At 70.7% G+C, this 16,918-nt stretch carries 23 protein-coding genes; 13 read left to right on the top strand and 10 right to left on the bottom strand.

The genetic code is table 11. The annotated features are described in order from the left end of the window. The first annotated feature begins 15 nt into the window (after positions 1-15). The 5 genes from ACZ56U_RS13080 to ACZ56U_RS13060 all read left to right on the top strand — a co-directional run bounded on the left by ACZ56U_RS13080 (position 16) and on the right by ACZ56U_RS13060 (position 2,506). Positions 16-225, top strand: a complete 210-nt coding sequence (locus tag ACZ56U_RS13080) for a hypothetical protein (RefSeq protein WP_469084099.1) — start codon at positions 16-18, stop codon at positions 223-225. An 83-nt stretch (positions 226-308) separates the two neighbouring features. Next, positions 309-722 carry a YciI family protein gene (locus ACZ56U_RS13075; protein ID WP_469084098.1) on the top strand — a complete coding sequence of 138 codons (414 nt, stop codon included), beginning with the start codon at positions 309-311 and terminating at the stop codon, positions 720-722. 5 nt (positions 723-727) lie between these two features. Beyond that, positions 728-1,954: an RNA polymerase sigma factor gene (locus tag ACZ56U_RS13070; protein WP_469084097.1), complete on the top strand. Its 1,227-nt coding sequence runs from the start codon at positions 728-730 to the stop codon at positions 1,952-1,954. 10 nt (positions 1,955-1,964) lie between these two features. Then, positions 1,965-2,285: a DUF952 domain-containing protein gene (locus tag ACZ56U_RS13065; protein WP_469084096.1), complete on the top strand. Its 321-nt coding sequence runs from the start codon at positions 1,965-1,967 to the stop codon at positions 2,283-2,285. Continuing rightward, on the top strand, positions 2,282-2,506 hold the full coding sequence (locus ACZ56U_RS13060; protein WP_469084095.1) for a hypothetical protein: 225 nt from the start codon (positions 2,282-2,284) through the stop codon (positions 2,504-2,506). Before ACZ56U_RS13065 ends, ACZ56U_RS13060 begins: the two co-directional genes overlap by 4 nt. Here the strand turns inward: ACZ56U_RS13060 and ACZ56U_RS13055 are convergent. The 4 genes from ACZ56U_RS13055 to sodN form a co-directional block, all read right to left on the bottom strand. After that, complete coding sequence (locus tag ACZ56U_RS13055) at positions 2,493-3,239, bottom strand: VOC family protein (RefSeq protein ID WP_469084094.1); 747 nt, start codon at positions 3,237-3,239, stop codon at positions 2,493-2,495. The genes ACZ56U_RS13060 and ACZ56U_RS13055 overlap by 14 nt on opposite strands. A gap of 15 nt (positions 3,240-3,254) precedes the next feature. After that, the gene (locus ACZ56U_RS13050; protein ID WP_353690312.1) at positions 3,255-3,665 is read right to left on the bottom strand and encodes a VOC family protein; all 411 of its coding nucleotides are present in this window, start codon (positions 3,663-3,665) and stop codon (positions 3,255-3,257) included. A 27-nt stretch (positions 3,666-3,692) separates the two neighbouring features. Further along, positions 3,693-4,085, bottom strand: a complete 393-nt coding sequence (locus ACZ56U_RS13045; RefSeq protein WP_469084093.1) for a helix-turn-helix transcriptional regulator — start codon at positions 4,083-4,085, stop codon at positions 3,693-3,695. 142 nt (positions 4,086-4,227) lie between these two features. Continuing rightward, entirely contained in the window at positions 4,228-4,623 is a 396-nt protein-coding gene (gene sodN, locus ACZ56U_RS13040; RefSeq protein ID WP_020123534.1) for a superoxide dismutase, Ni, read from the bottom strand. Between the two features lie 145 nt (positions 4,624-4,768). On the opposite strand from sodN, the gene sodX reads away from it, so the two are divergent. After that, a complete protein-coding gene (gene sodX, locus ACZ56U_RS13035; protein ID WP_469084092.1) occupies positions 4,769-5,203 on the top strand; it encodes a nickel-type superoxide dismutase maturation protease in 435 nt (144 codons plus the stop codon). Here the strand turns inward: sodX and ACZ56U_RS13030 are convergent. Further along, positions 5,107-5,736 carry a CGNR zinc finger domain-containing protein gene (locus ACZ56U_RS13030; protein WP_469084091.1) on the bottom strand — a complete coding sequence of 210 codons (630 nt, stop codon included), beginning with the start codon at positions 5,734-5,736 and terminating at the stop codon, positions 5,107-5,109. The genes sodX and ACZ56U_RS13030 overlap by 97 nt on opposite strands. A gap of 98 nt (positions 5,737-5,834) precedes the next feature. Here ACZ56U_RS13030 and ACZ56U_RS13025 point away from each other — a divergent pair, with 98 nt between their 5' ends. Further along, on the top strand, positions 5,835-6,593 hold the full coding sequence (locus ACZ56U_RS13025) for a class I SAM-dependent methyltransferase (RefSeq protein WP_469084090.1): 759 nt from the start codon (positions 5,835-5,837) through the stop codon (positions 6,591-6,593). A gap of 71 nt (positions 6,594-6,664) precedes the next feature. On the opposite strand, the gene ACZ56U_RS13020 is transcribed toward ACZ56U_RS13025, so the two are convergent. From ACZ56U_RS13020 to ACZ56U_RS13010, 3 genes are read right to left on the bottom strand one after another with little or no spacing between them, the layout of a single operon-like run. Next, positions 6,665-7,426: an amino acid ABC transporter ATP-binding protein gene (locus tag ACZ56U_RS13020; RefSeq protein ID WP_469084089.1), complete on the bottom strand. Its 762-nt coding sequence runs from the start codon at positions 7,424-7,426 to the stop codon at positions 6,665-6,667. Then, complete coding sequence (locus ACZ56U_RS13015; RefSeq protein WP_469084088.1) at positions 7,423-8,382, bottom strand: amino acid ABC transporter permease; 960 nt, start codon at positions 8,380-8,382, stop codon at positions 7,423-7,425. The genes ACZ56U_RS13020 and ACZ56U_RS13015 overlap by 4 nt, the downstream gene beginning before the upstream one ends. 30 nt (positions 8,383-8,412) lie before the next feature. Further along, positions 8,413-9,378, bottom strand: coding sequence for an ABC transporter substrate-binding protein (locus tag ACZ56U_RS13010; RefSeq protein ID WP_469084087.1), 966 nt, complete (start codon positions 9,376-9,378; stop codon positions 8,413-8,415). 609 nt (positions 9,379-9,987) lie between these two features. On the opposite strand from ACZ56U_RS13010, the gene ACZ56U_RS13005 reads away from it, so the two are divergent. The 4 genes from ACZ56U_RS13005 (at position 9,988) to ACZ56U_RS12990 (ending at position 13,471) form a co-directional block, all read left to right on the top strand. Then, positions 9,988-11,208 (top strand): NAD(P)-dependent malic enzyme, encoded by a 1,221-nt coding sequence (locus ACZ56U_RS13005; protein ID WP_469084086.1) that lies wholly within the window; start codon positions 9,988-9,990, stop codon positions 11,206-11,208. Between the two features lie 369 nt (positions 11,209-11,577). Continuing rightward, a complete protein-coding gene (locus tag ACZ56U_RS13000) occupies positions 11,578-12,543 on the top strand; it encodes a zinc-binding dehydrogenase (protein WP_391232857.1) in 966 nt (321 codons plus the stop codon). A gap of 152 nt (positions 12,544-12,695) precedes the next feature. After that, positions 12,696-12,905 (top strand): helix-turn-helix domain-containing protein, encoded by a 210-nt coding sequence (locus tag ACZ56U_RS12995; protein ID WP_007384656.1) that lies wholly within the window; start codon positions 12,696-12,698, stop codon positions 12,903-12,905. Continuing rightward, entirely contained in the window at positions 12,905-13,471 is a 567-nt protein-coding gene (locus ACZ56U_RS12990) for a Clp protease N-terminal domain-containing protein (protein WP_469084085.1), read from the top strand. The genes ACZ56U_RS12995 and ACZ56U_RS12990 overlap by 1 nt, the downstream gene beginning before the upstream one ends. 41 nt (positions 13,472-13,512) lie before the next feature. On the opposite strand, the gene ACZ56U_RS12985 is transcribed toward ACZ56U_RS12990, so the two are convergent. Both ACZ56U_RS12985 and ACZ56U_RS12980 read right to left on the bottom strand, forming a co-directional pair. After that, a complete protein-coding gene (locus ACZ56U_RS12985) occupies positions 13,513-14,580 on the bottom strand; it encodes a PadR family transcriptional regulator (RefSeq protein WP_469084084.1) in 1,068 nt (355 codons plus the stop codon). Between the two features lies 1 nt (position 14,581). Further along, complete coding sequence (locus ACZ56U_RS12980) at positions 14,582-15,565, bottom strand: DUF4097 family beta strand repeat-containing protein (RefSeq protein WP_469084083.1); 984 nt, start codon at positions 15,563-15,565, stop codon at positions 14,582-14,584. Between the two features lie 152 nt (positions 15,566-15,717). Here ACZ56U_RS12980 and ACZ56U_RS12975 point away from each other — a divergent pair, with 152 nt between their 5' ends. Next, positions 15,718-16,554 (top strand): hypothetical protein, encoded by an 837-nt coding sequence (locus tag ACZ56U_RS12975; protein ID WP_469084082.1) that lies wholly within the window; start codon positions 15,718-15,720, stop codon positions 16,552-16,554. Between the two features lie 62 nt (positions 16,555-16,616). Then, positions 16,617-16,796 carry a DUF6104 family protein gene (locus ACZ56U_RS12970; RefSeq protein WP_003992906.1) on the top strand — a complete coding sequence of 60 codons (180 nt, stop codon included), beginning with the start codon at positions 16,617-16,619 and terminating at the stop codon, positions 16,794-16,796. Positions 16,797-16,918 lie beyond the last annotated feature (122 nt).

Raw genomic sequence — 16,918 nt, 5'->3', positions numbered from 1 at the left:
CCCTACCCTGAAGGCATGGACAGCGAAAAACACGCCTGTCCCGCCTGTGGACAGTCCGTCGAGACGGTCGTCAAGCGTCACAAGACGCTGGGCGCGTGGGTCCCGCTCTGGGTGGCCGGACCCTGCCGGAACCCCACCTGCGCGGCCCTCGTCGAGGAGGGCGCCGAGGCCGGGGACGAGCGCGCGGAGAAGACCGGCGGAAAACCCGCCGCGAAAAGTCCCTGACCCTGTCGAGAACCCCGGCCCGGCTCCGACGTCCCCGGTGAGGGCCGCCCATGAGGGGTGGCCGGAGCCGAAGGAGCGAACCCATGAAGTACCTGGTCATGGTGGAGGGAAGCCAGACCGACTATGAGGCCATGCGCGGGAAGGCCGGACCGGGCTCCCCGGCCTGGAGCGAGCAGGAGATCCAGGCGATGTACGCCTACATGAGCGCGATCAACGACGACCTGGCCGAGACCGGCGAGCTGGTCGACGGGCAGGGCCTCGCCGAGCCCGCGAAGACCCGTCACGTGAGCCTGGACGCCGACGGCAAGGCCGTGATCACCGACGGACCGTACAGCGAGACCAAGGAACTGCTGGCCGGTTACTGGGTGCTGGACTGCGCGAGCCTGGAGCGGGTCACGGAGATCGCCGAGCGGGTCGCGCGCTGCCCGCAGCCCGCGGGTGCCCCCGAGTACCCCGTGGTGATCCGCCCCGTCCTGGACGGTGCCGGGGACATCTGAGAGCCGTGGGACGCACGACCGACGTCGAGGGCCTGCTGCGCCTGCACGCGCCGCAGGTCCTCGGCGCGCTGGTCAGACGGTACGGCCACTTCGACACCGCCGAGGACGCCGTACAGGAGGCGCTTCTCGCGGCGGCCCGGCAGTGGCCGCGGACCGGGGTGCCCGAGAACCCGCGCGGCTGGCTGATCAGGGTGGCCTCGCGGCGCCTGACGGACGCGCTGCGGGCGGAGGACGCGCGCCGGGCACGTGAGGAGCGGGCGATGGCCCTCGCCCTGCCGCTCGTACCGGAACGTCCGCCGCCGGGCCCCGGGCGGCTGCCGCGGGAGGACGACACCCTCTCCCTGCTCTTCCTGTGCTGCCACCCCGACCTGCCGCCGCCCGCGCAGATCGCCCTCACCCTGCGCGCGGTCGGCGGCCTGACGACGGCCGAGATCGCCCGTGCCCATCTGGTGCCCGAGGCGACCGTGGCCCAGCGGATCAGCCGCGCCAAACAAAAGCTGCGGGGCGTGCGCTTCGGGCGGCCCGACAACTGGGTGGAACGGCTTCCGGTCGTCCTGCACACGCTGTACCTGATCTTCAACGAGGGCTACACGGCGACCTCCGGCCCGGCGCTCCAGCGCCGCGACCTCGCCGGCGAGGCGATCCGGCTCACCCGCGCCGCCCACCGGCTCCTGCCGGACACCGGCGAGGTGACCGGTCTGCTGGCCCTGATGCTGCTCACCGACGCCCGCCGCGAGGCCCGCACCGACGCGCACGGCGACCTCGTCCCGCTCGACGAACAGGACCGCGACCGCTGGGACAAGGCCGCGATCCAGGAGGGCGTGGCCCTGATCACCCACGCGCTGAGCAGTGGCCCGGCGGGCCCGTACCAACTGCGCGCCGCCGTCGCCGCCGTCCACGACGAGGCGCCCTCCGCCGAGGCCACCGACTGGCGGGAGATCCTCGGCCTCTACGACGTCCTGGTCCGCCTCGCCCCCGGCCCCGTCGAGCGCCTCAACCGCGCGGTGGCCCTCGCCATGGTCCACGGTCCCGAGGCGGGTCTCGCCGAAGTGGAGTGCCTGGAGGGCGAGTTGGGGCACCGGCGGGATGCCGTACGGGGGCATCTGCTGGAGCGTGCCGGGGCGTACGACGCGGCCCGCGCCGCCTACGAGTCGGCGGCGGCGCAGACCCTGAGCCTGCCCGAGCAACGCTATCTGCGGGGGCGGGCGGCACGGTTGAGGCTCAGGTCGTAGCGTGGCTCGCATGACCGACCACCACATCCTGCATCTGACCCGGCGGCCCCTGTGGGACGCCGCCCGCGCCCAGGGGACGTACGAGATCTCCACCCTCGGCAGGACGCTCCAGGAGGAGGGTTTCATCCACTGCTCGACGCGCTCCCAGGTGCCGGGCACGGCCGCGCGCTTCTTCGCGGGGGTGGAGGATCTCGTGGTGCTCGTCATCGACCCCGACCGGCTCGACGTACCCCTGAGGTACGAGGCCTCGGCGCCGGGCGCCGAGGAGTTCCCGCACATCTACGGACCGCTCCCGGTGGACGCCGTGGTCGCCGTGGAGCCGTGGCGGTGACGCGCCGGCCGCGGTTACGGCGGTGGGCCGTGATCGCCTGGGCGGTCGTGGTGGTCGTCGGCGGTGGGCTCACCTGGTGGCTCCAGGAGTCGGCGGAGCCCGGCGGTCCGTACGGCTGGGAGAACGCCGACCCGACTCCCTCGCTGCCGGACGGCTGGGAGGAGCAGTGCGGGCCCGTCACGCCGGGGGCGGACGCCCTCTGCTTCGTCAGAACGCGTTAGACGCCGGCACGCTGCCGGTCTCCGGGTCCCGGCCCGTCAGGCAGTACGTGCCGCCCGCCGGGTCGCGCAGCACCGTCCACTGGGTGCCGCGGCTGACCGTCTCGGCGCCCAGCTTCTCGTGCCGGATCCGGGTCGTCTCGATGTCCGAGCAGGCCAGGTCCAGATGGGCGGAGGCGGCGCGTTCCTCGTCGAGCCGCTGGAGCAGGACACGGACCGGGAAGCCGGGTGGGGGCACGATCCGGTGGAACTCGGGCAGGGCGCTGGGTTGGGCGTCCCAGTCGGCCAACAGGGCGCTCCAGAAGGCGACTTCGGCGTCGTAGACCGAAGGGGCGAGGTCGAGGCAGACCTGGTCGAGACGGCTGCCGTGCACCACGGGCGGGCGGACCGACTCCCCGAGCCAGGGCACCGCGCAGAACAACTGCCCGGCGGGGGAGCGCAGGACGGCCCAGCCCTCGTGCTCGGCGGCCATGGTCGCGCCCGCGTCCAGGGCGCCCTTCACGAATCCCGGCACGTCGTCCACGCACAGGTCGAGATGGGCGCCGCCGACGCCCGCTTCGACGCCCTGCATCTTGACGCAGGGGTCGGCGACGGCCGGCACCAGGGTCACGAACTCGTCCCTCGGACCGCGCGGCGCGGACAACCGGGTGTCCGTGACCACCGTCCAGAACTCCTGGGCCCGGCCGAGGAGTTCGGCGGGGCGGTCGACGAAGGCGTACGTCCAGCGGATACTCATGGCGGCGATCGTAGGTCAGCCGGCCTGCATGAACCGCAGCATGTTCCCGGCCGGGTCCCGAAAGGCGCAGTCCCGCACGCCGTACGGCATGTCGGTGGGCTCCTGGAGCACCTCGGCCCCGGACTCCCGGACCCGGGCGAAGAGGGCGTCGCAGTCCTCGGTGGTGAAGTTGACCCCGCGCAGCACGCCCTTGGCCAGCAGCTGGTCCATCGCCTCCCGGTCGGCGGGGGAGAGGTCGGGATTGGCCGCGGGCGGCTCCAGGACGATCGACACGTCCGGCTGGAGCGGCGAGCCGACGGTCGTCCACCGCATGCCCTCGTACTTGACGTCGTTGCGGATCTCCAGGCCCAGGACGTCGCAGTAGAAGGCGATCGCCTTGTCGTGGTCGTCGACGGCGATGAAGCAGGTGTGGAGTTTCAGGTCCATGGGGCCAACCTAAGGCGAAAACCGGCCCTATGCCCGTCTCGGGCGCGTGTACGCCCGCACCACGCAGGGCGGGATCTCCGCGCTCTCCTCGTGCATGCGGGCCCGGTAGGAGCTCGGCGTCTCGCCCACCAGTTCGGTGAAGCGGGAGCTGAAGGAGCCGAGGGACGTACACCCGACCTCCATGCAGACCTCGGTCACCGAGAGGTCGCCGCGGCGCAGCAGCATCTTCGCCCGCTCGACGCGGCGGGTCATCAGATAGCCGTACGGTGTCTCGCCGTACGCCTCCTTGAAGCTGCGCTGGAAGTGGCCCGGGGACATCAGGGCGGTGCGCGCGAGGGCGGTCACGTCCAGGGGCTCGGCGTACTCGCGGTCCATGCGGTCGCGTGCCTTGCGCAGCCTCACCAGATCCTCACGGTTCACCTCGCCAGCATCGCACGGAGGCCGGCGTTCCTGGTACGGCGTTCCGCTGAGGCTGGGGCTGAAGCACCGACCCGTCGGCATACGCGCCGGCGGCGCGGTGACCGGTGTCACCGCGCCGCCGTACGACGAGACGTGGCGAGGCTCAGGCCTTCTTGGTCTCCCAGAAGATCTTGTCGATCTGGGCGATGTAGTCCAGCGCCTTCTGGCCGGTGGCCGGGTCGGTCGACGCCTTGGCGGCCGAGAGGGCCTTCAGGGCGTCGTTGACCAGCTGGTGCAGCTCCGGGTACTTCTCGAAGTGCGGGGGCTTGAAGTAGTCGCTCCAGAGCACCGAGACGTGGTGCTTGGCGAGCTCGGCGCGCTGCTCCTTGATGACCGTGGCGCGAGCCTGGAAGTGAGGGTCGTCGTTGGCGGCCATCTTTTCCTGGACGGCCTTCACCGACTCCGCCTCGATGCGGGCCTGGGCCGGGTCGTACACACCGCAGGGCAGGTCGCAGTGTGCGCTGACCTTGACCTTGGGGGCAAACAGGCGGGAAAGCATGGAGCATTCCTTCCTCGTGATCGTCTTCTCAGGTGCGACATTACTCCCTGGGAGAGGCGTTTTCGCGAGTGCCCCCTTGGGCTTAGGACAAAAGTCCGGGGTCGGACTCAGACTGGTGGATGAACGGACAGGGGAGGTGCCGGGGATGCCGGAGCTGTCGCAGGAGACCGAGCACAGGGGGGCGCTCCTGCCCTTCGGGCTGGCCGAGGTGACCGGGCCGTCGATGGTGCCCACGCTGCGCCACGGCGACCGCCTCGTCGTGCAGTACGGGGCCCGGGTCCGGCCGGGCGACGTGGTGGTCCTGCGCCATCCGTTCCAACAGGACCTGCTGGTCGTCAAGCGGGCCGCGGAGCGCCGTGAGGGCGGCTGGTGGGTGCTCGGGGACAACGCGTACGCGGGCGGCGACAGCACCGACTACGGCGTCGTCCCGGAGGACCTGGTGCTGGGCCGGGTGCGCCTGCGCTACCGGCCGCGCAAGCCGGATCAGCGCTCGCCGTTCGCCGTCGCGCGCTGGGCGCTGTCCTCGGCGCGGCCCGTCCTCTCCGACCGGTCGGCCTCCAGGCGCTTGCGGGCGCGGTAGGCGGCCACGTTGGCGCGGGTGGCGCAGCGGTCGGAGCAGTAGCGCCGGGAGCGGTTCGTGGACGTGTCCAGATAGGCGTTGCGGCAGGGCGAGGCCTCGCACAGGCCGAGGCGGTCCACGCCGTACTCCGTCATGTGGAAGGCCAGGCCCATCGCGGCGATGGCCGCGTAGCCGGCGGTGGCGTTGGACGGGTGGTCCGCCAGGTGCAGGTGCCACAGCGGGCGGCCGTCGTCGTCGCGGTGGTCGTGCCCGGAGATCTGGGGGCTGACCGGGAACTCCAGCAGCAGGGAGTTCAGCAGGTTCACCGACAGGGTCTCGTCGCCGCCGTCCGCGGCCTCGAAGACCGCGCGCAGCCGGCCGCGGACCGAGCGGAAGCGACTGACGTCGGCCTCCGTGGCGCGCCGGCCCGCGTCCTGGCCGGCACCGAAGAGATCGCGAACGGCCTCGACCGAGGTCAGTGAGTCCTTGCCCCGGGCCGGGTCCTCGCTGTTGACGAGACGCACGGCGTAATCCGAGTAATAGGCCAGTTCCACTTGTAGTCCTTACGGAGGCATTCTATGGTCGTCGTGCGGTCGGGTAACAGCTGATCGTGCTTCCAGGGTATTACGTACGCGTCTGATGAGGGGGCTCCATGACCACCGGTACCGGAACCGACTGGCAGGCCTGGCAGAAGAGCTGGGACCGGCAGCAGGAGTGGTACATGCCCGACCGCGAGGAACGCTTCCGGATCATGCTGGACATGGTCGAGGCCCTCGTCGGACCCCGCCCGCGTGTGCTGGACCTCGCGTGCGGCACGGGAACTATCACGGCCCGGCTGCTCGCCCGGTTCCCGGAGGCCGTCAGCACCGGCGTAGACCTCGACCCGGCGCTCCTCGCCATCGCCGAGGGCACCTTCGCGGACGACGACCGGGTCACCTTCGTGACGGCCGACCTCAAGGACCCCGACTGGCCGGCGCGGCTGCCGTACACGTCCTACGACGCCGTCCTGACCGCCACGGCCCTGCACTGGCTGCACAGCGAACCCCTCGCGGCCCTCTACGGTCAGGTCGCGGGGCTGGTCCGCGACGGCGGTGTCTTCATGAACGCGGACCACATGATCGACGAGACCACGCCCCGGATCAACGCGGCCGAGCGCGCCCAGCGCCACGCCCGCATGGATCAGGCCAAGGCGGACGGCGCCCTCGACTGGGCCCAGTGGTGGGAGGTCGCCGCCCAGGACCCGGTCCTCGCGGGACCCACCGCCCGCCGCTTCGAGATCTACGGCGAGCACGCGGACGGCGACATGCCCTCGGCGGCCTGGCACGCGCGCGTACTGCGCGAGAAGGGCTTCGGGGAGGCGCGGCCGGTGTGGTGCTCGCCCTCGGACACGCTGCTGCTCGCGGTGAGGTGACGGCATGGGAAAGGGGCGGTACGGGAATCCCGTACCGCCCCTTTTTCCTGTCCGGTCACAGCACCTTCGCCTTACAGCACCTTCGACAGGAAGGCCTGCGTCCGCTCGTGCTGCGGGTTCGTCAGGACGTCACGCGGGTTGCCGGACTCGACCACCACGCCGCCGTCCATGAAGACCAGGCTGTCGCCGACCTCGCGGGCGAAGCCCATCTCGTGGGTGACGACGACCATGGTCATGCCGGACTCGGCCAGGTCGCGCATGACGTCGAGGACGTCACCGACCAGCTCCGGGTCGAGCGCCGAGGTGGGCTCGTCGAACAGCATCAGCTTCGGGTCCATCGCCAGGGCCCGGGCGATGGCGACGCGCTGCTGCTGGCCGCCGGAGAGCTGCGAGGGGTAGTTCTTCGCCTTGTCGGCGAGCCCCACGCGCTCCAGCAGCTCGCCCGCCCGCTCCCTGGCCTGGGCCTTGCTGACGCCCTTGACCTGGACCGGGGCCTCCATGACGTTCTCGAGGGCCGTCATGTGCGGGAACAGGTTGAACCGCTGGAACACCATGCCGATGTCCCGGCGCTGGAGCGCGACCTCGCTGTCCTTGAGCTCGTACAGCTTGTCGCCCTTCTGGCGGTAGCCGACCAGCTCACCGTCGACGTACAGCCGACCGGCGTTGATCTTCTCCAGGTGGTTGATGCACCGCAGGAAGGTCGACTTGCCGGAGCCGGAGGGGCCGATGAGGCAGAACACCTCACCCTGCTTCACCTCCAGGTCGATGCCCTTGAGGACCTCCACCGGACCGAAGGACTTGTGCACGCCCTCGGACTTCACCATCGCGGTCATGCCGCACCCCTTTCGCGGCCGAGCGACGTCAGGTTCGCCTTGACCTTCTGCCACGGTGTGGGCGGCAGGTTACGGGTCGAGCCGCGGGCGTAACGGCGCTCCAGGTAGAACTGGAAGACGCTGAACACACTGGTCATGACCAGGTACCAGAGGGACGCCACGAACAGCATCTCCATCACGGCGTACGAGGTCGAACCGATCGACGTGGCCGACCGGGTCAGCTCCGGATACGTCACCACGTACACCAGCGACGAGGTCTTCAGCATGTTGATGAACTCGTTGCCGGTCGGCGGCACGATCACCCGCATCGCCTGCGGGATGACGATCCGGCGCAGCGTCTTGCCGTGGCTCATGCCGAGGGCCTGCGAGGCCTCGGTCTGACCCTCGTCCACCGCCATCAGACCGGCGCGGCAGATCTCCGCCATGTACGCCGCCTCGTTCAGACCCAGTCCGAGCAGGGCGCACATGAACGGGGTCATGACGTCCGTCATCTCGTCCTTGTAGATCGGACCGAGGTTCAGGGTCGGGAAGATCAGCGCCAGGTTGAACCAGAGCAGGAGCTGGACGTAGACCGGCGTGCCGCGGAAGAACCAGATGTACAGCCAGGCCACCCAGCTCGTCACCGGGTTCTTCGAGAGCCGCATGACGGCCAGCACGACGCCCAGGACCACGCCGAGCAGCATCGCCAGGACGCTGATCAGCAGGGTGCGGCCGGCGCCGGCGACGATCGTGGAGTCGAACAGCTTGTCGCCGACCGCCTGCCACTGGATGTTGCCGTTGGCGAACGCGTTGACCAGCAGGGCCAGCAGGGCCACCACGATGACACCGCTGACCCAGCGGCCGTAGTGCCGTACCGGAATGGCCTTGATCGCCTCGGGCGGGATGGCCCCGCCCTCCTTGGAGACGGCGGCCGACGGCTTCGCGTCGGCCGGCTCCTTGTCGAACTTGTCAGTCACCGTGACTGCCCTTCAGTGCTGCGTGGACGGTCACTTGCCGCCGTTGATGGCGGCCTTGTCGATGGCACCGCTCTCGGCGCCCCACTTCTCCAGGATCTTCTTGTACGTGCCGTCCTCGATGATCGCGTTGACGGCGGCCTCGAGAGCCTCGGTGAGCTCCTTGTTCTTCTTGTCCACCGCGATGCCGAAGGGGCCGGCGTCGACCTGCTCGCCGACGACCTCGAAGGCGTTGCCGCCGTCCGCCTTGCGGGCCAGGTCCACGGCGACCGGGTAGTCGTTGACGCCGGCGACCGCGCCGCCCGACTTCACCCGGGTCTGGGCCTCGGTGTCGTTCTCGAACGGCTCGATGGTGATCTTCTTGTCACCGTCGTCCGTGCACTTCTTCGACTGGTCCTTCAGAGCCTGCTCGTACGTCGTGCCGCGCTGCACGGCCGCCGTCTTGCCGCAGAGGTCGGCGATCGAGTTGATCTTCTTCGGGTTGCCCTTCTGGACGTACACGGCGGTACCGGCCGTGAAGTAGTCGACGAAGTCGACACCCCGGCCGAGCTTCTTGCCCTTGTCGTCCAGACCCTCCTGGCGCGCCTTGGTGTCCGTGATGGAGGACATGGCGACGTCGTAGCGGCCCGAGTTCAGCGAGGTGATCAGACCGTCGAAGGAGCCCGAGGTGAAGGTGAACTCCACGCCCAGCTGCTTGCCCAGCGCGGCGGCGATGTCGGGGTCGACACCGACGATCTTGCCGCCCTCCTGGTACTCCATGGGCGCGTACTCGGCGTTGGTGCCGACCTTGATGACACCCGCCTTCTGGATCTTGGCGGGCAGCTTGTCGAACAGCGGAGCGCTGCTGGACGACGCGGTCTCCTTGGAGCCGCTGTCGTTGCCGCCCTCCGTCTGGTCACCGCAACCGGTGAGAATCAGGGCGCCAGCGACCGCGATCGCACCTACCGCGGCAGTCCTGGAACGCGCGGCGGTCGTACGACGGGTGGAGCTTGCGGTCATGGTGGGTTCCTCCGGCGGATGGGTGGAGTTGCCGATGGGGCGGGACGCTGCCGACGGGATCGACAGTGTCGTGGGTCGACGAGAACACACGTCTTCGAGTGTCGCGACCTCGTGTGATTACGGCATCTTGCCATTCGGACTAAGCCATTCAGGGGACCCGTCATGTCAAAATCGGATAACGGGTGACCCCCGAACCGCATCAGGACGGACATCACGGCCGCACCTTCTGCGGGAATGTGACCTTCCGGCCGGAGGATCTTCGGCGCATCTCACGATGCGAGCCACGCCTTGACGTCTCGGTCGGTCGTTCGAGTCTGTGTCAAGAGGCGATCGAGAACGGGTCCTCATATTTGGCCATGATTCATGTCACCGATCCGTGGCCTTCGAGGTCCGCCATGTGACCTTGCACGTATTGGACTCGTCGCAGGTGCCGTCCGTCCGGTAAGAAGGTTCTTTACACCCCTCATCCGGGGCTCAGGGCGCGTGTGCGGCGCGCCCGTCGCGCATGGCTCGTACGCATCACCGAATCTGGGCCGTGCGCGGTGCCCGCCCACTTCTCAACCAGGAGTGGCCACCCTCAAACCATGAATATCTAAGGGGTAGAACACAGTGGCAGCGGAGATCGTCAATCCTCGCAGCGACAGCGATACGGGTCAGGACGGGGCGGAGCCCCTCGATTCCTTCGACCCCGCGTTCGCGCTGCACCGCGGCGGCAAGATGGCAGTGCAAGCCACCGTGCCGATCCGTGACAAGGACGACCTGTCCCTCGCGTACACGCCCGGCGTGGCGAAGGTGTGCAGCGCCATCGCCGAGCAGCCCGACCTCGTCCACGACTACACGTGGAAGTCCTCGGTCGTCGCCGTCGTCACCGACGGCACGGCGGTGCTCGGACTCGGTGACATCGGGCCCGAGGCCTCCCTTCCGGTGATGGAAGGCAAGGCCATCCTCTTCAAGCAGTTCGGTGGCGTCGACGCGGTGCCCATCGCGCTGGCCTGCACGGACGTCGACGAGATCGTCGAGACCGTGGTCCGGCTCGCCCCGTCCTTCGGCGGCGTGAACCTGGAGGACATCTCGGCCCCGCGGTGCTTCGAGATCGAGAAGCGCCTCCAGGACGCGCTCGACATCCCGATCTTCCACGACGACCAGCACGGCACGGCCGTGGTGACGCTGGCGGCCCTGCGCAACGCCGCGCGGCTGACCGGGCGTGGACTCGGGGAGCTGCGGGCGGTCATCTCGGGCGCCGGTGCGGCCGGTGTCGCCATCGCGAAGATCCTCGTCGACGCCGGGATCGGGGACGTCGCCGTCGCCGACCGCAAGGGCGTGGTGTCGGCCGACCGGGACGACCTGACCCCGGTCAAGCGGGACCTCGCGGGCTTCACCAACAAGGCCGGGCTGAGCGGTTCGCTGGAGGACGCCCTCGCGGGCGCCGACGTCTTCATCGGCGTCTCCGGCGGCACCGTGGCGGAGGCGGCGGTGGCCTCGATGGCGAAGGGCGCCTTCGTCTTCGCCATGGCCAACCCGAACCCCGAGGTCCACCCGGAGGTCGCGCACAAGTACGCGGCGGTCGTGGCGACCGGCCGGTCGGACTTCCCGAACCAGATCAACAACGTCCTCGCGTTCCCGGGCATCTTCGCCGGCGCGCTCCAGGTCCGGGCCTCCCGGATCACCGAGAGCATGAAGATCGCGGCGGCGGAGGCGCTGGCGGCGGTCGTCGGTGAGGACCTCGCTGCGGACTACGTGATTCCGTCGCCGTTCGACGAGCGGGTGGCGCCGGCGGTCACGGCCGCGGTCGCTGCGGCGGCTCGTGCGGAGGGTGTGGCTCGCCGTTGAGGTGAGTGGGTGTAGGGGTGGCCTCGTTCGGGTGGGTGTCCGGGCGGGGCCACTTTTTACTCTGCGGGACGGCTGTTCGAGTGGTTTCTCGCCCCCGCCGCCCCTACCCGTCCCATCCTCCAGGGCTGCCGCCCCCTCGGCCCCGCCCAGGCCCTGGGGGCTCCGCCCCCAGACCCCCGTCGGCCCTGAAGGGGCCTCGTCCTCAAACGCCGGACGGGCTGAAAAGCACGGGCCTCGTCTTTAAACGCCGGACGGGCTGAAAAGCAGGGGCCTCGTCCTTGGACCGGAACACGCCGGACGCGCAAGAGGGCATGTCTCACAGCGGGCCCCGGTTCCCCCCGGGCCGTGCCGGACCCTATCGTCGGGCTCATGTTCGCTGCCTACGCCGCCCGCATCGACCGTGACCAGCCGCTCAGTGGCCTCGAGTTGGGGGAGCGTCCGGCTCCCGAGGCCCGGGCCGGCTGGAGTGTGATCAACGTCAAGGCCGCCTCCCTCAACCACCACGACCTCTGGTCCCTGAAGGGCGTCGGCCTGCCCGAGGACAAGCTGCCGATGATCCTCGGCTGCGACGCCGCCGGTGTCGACGAGGACGGCAACGAGGTCGTCCTGCACTCCGTGATCGGTCAGTCGGGTCACGGGGTCGGGCCCAAGGAGCCCCGCTCGATCCTCACCGAGCGCTACCAGGGCACCTTCGCCGAGCAGGTCGCCGTGCCGACCTGGAACGTCCTGCCCAAGCCCAAGGAGCTCTCCTTCGCGGAGGCCGCCTGTCTGCCCACCGCCTGGCTGACGGCCTACCGCATGCTCTTCACCAACGCCGGTGTGCGTCCCGGTGACTCGGTCCTCGTGCAGGGCGCCGGCGGCGGGGTCGCCACGGCCGCGATCGTGCTCGGCAAGGCCGCGGGTCTGCGGGTCTTCGCCACCAGCCGGGACGAGGCCAAGCGGAAGCGGGCGATCGAACTGGGTGCCGTGGAGGCGCTGGAGTCGGGAGCGCGGTTGCCGCAGCGGGTGGACGCCGTCATCGAGACCGTCGGTGCCGCGACCTGGTCGCACTCGGTGAAGTCGCTGAAGCCCGGCGGCACGCTCGTCATCTCCGGCGCGACGAGCGGTGACCGGCCCGCGCACGCCGAACTCACCCGGATCTTCTTCCTGGAGCTCAAGGTCGTCGGCTCGACCATGGGCACCAAGGACGAGCTGGAGGACCTGCTCTCCTTCTGTGCCGCCACGGGGGTCCGCCCGGTGATCGACGAGGTGCTGCCGCTGGACCGGGCCCGGGAGGGCTTCGAACGGCTGGAGTCGGGTGAGCAGTTCGGCAAGATCGTGCTGACCAACTCCTGACGCCGGGGGGTCAGGCGGGTCCGGATGCCGGGCCCGCCTTTCGTGTGCCCGGGCCCGCCCCGAGGCCGTCCGTGATCGCCCGCGGGAGCCTGAGGCCACCCGAGGTGTCAACATTGGTTGACATGCGGGCGATGTCAACGTAAGTTGACGTCATGACCGAAGCAACGGATCTCGCCGAACGCGCGGGCGACCGTGACCCACGGGTCGGCCTGCGCGCCGTCGCCGCACTGCGCCGGCTCCTGGAGCAACTGGAGTCGGTACAGGTGCGCAGTGCGCGCAACCAGGGCTGGTCGTGGCAGGAGATCGCCGCGGAACTCGGTGTGAGCAGGCAGGCCGTGCACAAGAAGTACGGGAGGCATTGATGTTCGAGCGGTTCACGAAGGACGCCCGCGCGGTGGTGCAGTCGGCGGTGCAGGAGGCCGAACGGACGGGGGCGGCCACCGTCGACGCCGAGCACCTGTTGCTCATGCTGCTCGACCGGGAGGCGAGCCGCGCCTCCTTCGCCCTGGCCGCGCTCGGGCTCACGGCGGAACGCAAGGAGTCCGTACGGCGGGCCCTCGCCGAGGCACGCCGTCGGGCCGGCATCTCCCAGGCCGAGTCCGAGGCCCTCGCCGGGCTCGGCATCGACGTCGCGCAGATCGTGGCCCGCGTCGAGGAGGTGCACGGCGTCGGCGCGATGTCCGGCGACCGCAAGGGCAAAGGCTGGTGGTCCGGCCGCCCCTCCTTCGGGCGGGAGGCCAAGGGCGTCCTGGAACGCTCCCTGCGCATCGCCCTGGCCCACCGCGACCGGCACATCGGCGACGAACACCTCCTCCTCGCCCTCACCGTGCGCCCCGGCACCTCGGCCGAGACACTCGCCGACCACGACGTGACGTACGAGTCCCTGACCCGCGTGCTGTACGGCGGGGGAGAGGCCAAGGCGGGCTGAGCCGAGCGGCGGCCGCCGGTGCCACCGGTGGCCGCCGGTTCTCAGCCCTTCGGCGCCCGCAGCAGCGCCCCGATGTGTGCCGCCGCCGTCGACAGGTGGCGGCGGGTGTCGCGGAGCTGGTCCGGGCTGACGCCGTGGTCCCGGGCCGTGTCGCGGATGTCGTCGCGGAAGCGGTCGAGGAGTCGGTCCAGGTCGCGGGCCGGGTCGCCGGTGCCGTCCTCGTGGGCCCAGGCCGGTTCGTAGTCGGCGGGGAAGTCCTGCGGGGTCTGCGTGTACTCGGGCGCCCGCGACGACTTCTCCGTGTTCTTCTCGGCACCCCCGTGCCCGAACCCGAAGTCCATGCCGAACTCGCGGCCGTGCTCCCGACCGAACTCGCCGAACTCCTTGGCCAGTTCGGTCAGCCCCTCGCGCACCCCCGTCGGCCAGTCGCCCCGCGCGAAGTGGTCCTGGACCTGCTCCTGGACCCGGCGGGCGATGCGCTGGACCTCCTCCTGCGCCTGGGTCCGCGCCCGCTCCTGGGCCTCCTTGGCCTGGCGCCGGGCCCGCTGGGCCTCCTCGCGGGCCCGCCTGCTCTCGTCCTTGGCGCGCCTGGCCTGTTCCTTCCACTCCTGCTTGACGCGCCGCATCTCCTCCTTGGCCGCGCGCCACGCCTCCTTGTCGCCGTACTCCCCGAAGTCCCCGGCGAAGCCGTCCTGTTCACCGCCGTTCCCGGTCTCGCCGCGGCGGGCCTCGGAGGCGGCCGCCCGCATCTCGCGCCGCAGGTCGCCCGCGGCGCCGCGCACATCGGCCCGGATCTCGGCGGCGAGTTCGGCGACCGAATCCCGGATCTCCAGTTCCAGGTCGGCCAGCTCGCCGCTGCGGTCGGCCAGTTCGGCGCGGCCCGCGTCCGTGATGGCGTAGACCTTGCGGCCGCCCTCGGTGGTGTGGGTGACCAGTCCCTCGGCCTGGAGCTTGGCGAGGCGGGGGTAGACGGTGCCGGCCGACGGTGCGTACAGCCCCTGGAAGCGCTCCTCCAGCAGTCGGATCACCTCGTAGCCGTGGCGGGGCGCCTCGTCGAGCAGCTTCAGCAGGTAGAGGCGGAGGCGGCCGTGGGCGAAGACGGGAGGCATGTCAGAGCACCTTCTTGTCGGTCGTGCCGTCGGCCGGGGTACCGGTTGCGCCGTCACCCGGGCCGGAGACGGAATTGTCCCCCGAGTCGCCGTGCGCACCGGCCGCGGGGGTCGCCGTGCCGGCGGCCTCCTCAGGCAGCGGGCCCACGTCCTGCGGGTCCACGTCCCATGGCTCCTCATGCGTCGGTGGGCGGCGCAGCAGGGCGATCGAGCCCGAGACGGTGGTCGCCTTGAGGCTGCCGCGGCCCGCGCCGAGCCGGCCGGTGATCCGCTTGGCGCCCCACTGGCCGCCGACGCGCAGGTCCTCGAAGGCGTTGGAGACCCTCCCGCTGGCGGTGTTCGCCTCCACCTGCGCGTCCGCCGGGTGCGGGAGCCGGATGGCGATCTCGCCGGAGACGCTGGTCAGACTGATGTCGGTCGGGCGGCTGGTCGGATCGAGGTCGACGATCATCGAACCGCTCACCGAGTCCGCCTTGACCGAGGAGCCCGCCTCGACCACGGTCAGGTCCCCGGAGACGGAGTTGAAGCGGAGGTCACCGCGCAGGGCCTGGGCCTCCAGGTTGCCCGAGACGGTGTCCGCGCGGACCGGGCCGGTGAGCCGCACCAGTGTCGTGTCGCCGGTGACGCCCTTCACCTCCGCCTGTCCGTCGATGCCCGAGACCACGGCGGCGGCGCCCACCACACCCACCTCGACCCGGGTGTCGGCCGGCACGGCCAGCGAGACGACGGCGCTGCGGCGCCAGCCCTTGCGGTCCAGCCACTTCAGGAAGCCCTTCCAGGGCAGGTCATCGTAGGCCACCGTGAGGGTGCCGCCCTCCTGGGTCACCGTCAGGGGTGGGCCCTCCAGCTCGGAGATCTCCAGGCGGGCGGAACCTTCGTCGGTGCCCACGACGTTCACCGTTCCATTGACGACGCGCACATGGAGACGGCTCACCGGCTCCTCGAACGTCAGCTTTCGCGGCTCTGTGACGGACCACTCGGACATGGTGCAGACCTCCCCGTGACACCACACACGCCATATCGCGTCTTCCGGTATTCACGATATATCGCGGACCCGGAAAGTCAAGACGCCCGTTCTGGGGACGTTTACCGGCTGCCAAAATGACCAAATCGTATGAATCTGCCTAGCGTGTGAGCATGTCGCCGACGGAAATCCCTCGTCCCGGCCCCGCCCCGGGCGCCCTCCTGCTCTGCCGTGCGGCACCCGAGTCCGCCGCCCCCGCCGCCCAGCTGCTGCGTGAGCGCATGCTGCTCACGCGCGCGGGCGACGAGTGGAGCGCCCTCGTCCCCGAGGGCAAGCCCTGGCGGGACGGCGACGAACCGGTCGACCGCGTCCTCACCGGCTGGGCCACGGCACTCGCCGTCGGCGCCCCCTGGCCCGTCCTCGCCCTGTGGTGGGACGCCGACCGCAGCGGTTACACCCTCGCCTCCGGCTTCCGCCGTCCGGTCGGCTACGTCTGGCTCGCCAACGGCACCCCGGCCGGCGAGGGCGAGGCGATGCGCACCTTCGCCGCCCGCCTCGGCCTCGACCCGGTCCTCGACGTGCAGTCCCTGAACGCCCTCACCGAACCGGACACCGCGGCCGACGCCCGCGCCCGCCTGCGCGGTCTCCTCGCCGTCCTCACCCACGCGGGCCTGACCCTCCCCGCCGGTCTCGCCCCTGGTGAACCCGCCGACCGCCTCCGCGAGGTCGCCCGGGTCCAGCCGGACGCCCGCGTCGTCGAGGGGGAGGGCTGGCGCGAGGCGGTCCGCGGTGAACTCGAGACGGTCGCGGGCCGCCGGCTGAGCCCCTGGCTCCCCTGGTCCGGCGACCCCAGGGCGCGCGCCCTCGCCCTGGCCCAGATCGCCGCCGGCCTCCCACTTGCGGCCTGGGGCCTGCGGTGCCGCAGCGGCGGCTGGCTCACCGCGGGCGGCCTGCTGCTGGCCCACGGGGCGCTGGGACTGGCCTACGACCTCGCACGACCGCGTGACTGACGTACGGCATACCCTGAGGGAGTAGGTCCGAGGGTTCGTCCCGTCCGTATCAGGAGCGAGAGTTGTACTTCACCGACCGTGGCATCGAAGAACTGGAGAAGCGGCGCGGCGAGGAGGAGGTCACCTTCGAGTGGCTCGCCGAGCAGCTGCGGACGTTCGTCGATCTCAACCCGGACTTCGAGGTGCCGGTGGAGCGGCTGGCGACCTGGCTGGCGCGGCTGGACGACGAGGACGACGAGTAGCCGGTCCCTCCGCTCGGCGATCGGCACGTTCCGTAGGTGTCGCCCGCGCACGGAGTTTCTCCCCGTCCGAACCCGAAGGGCCCGGCCCCCACCGTGTGGGGACCGGGCCCTTCAGTTGCACG

The organism is Streptomyces sp. NPDC034103 (assembly GCF_055575395.1).
This window is presented reverse-complemented; position numbering and strand designations above follow the sequence as displayed.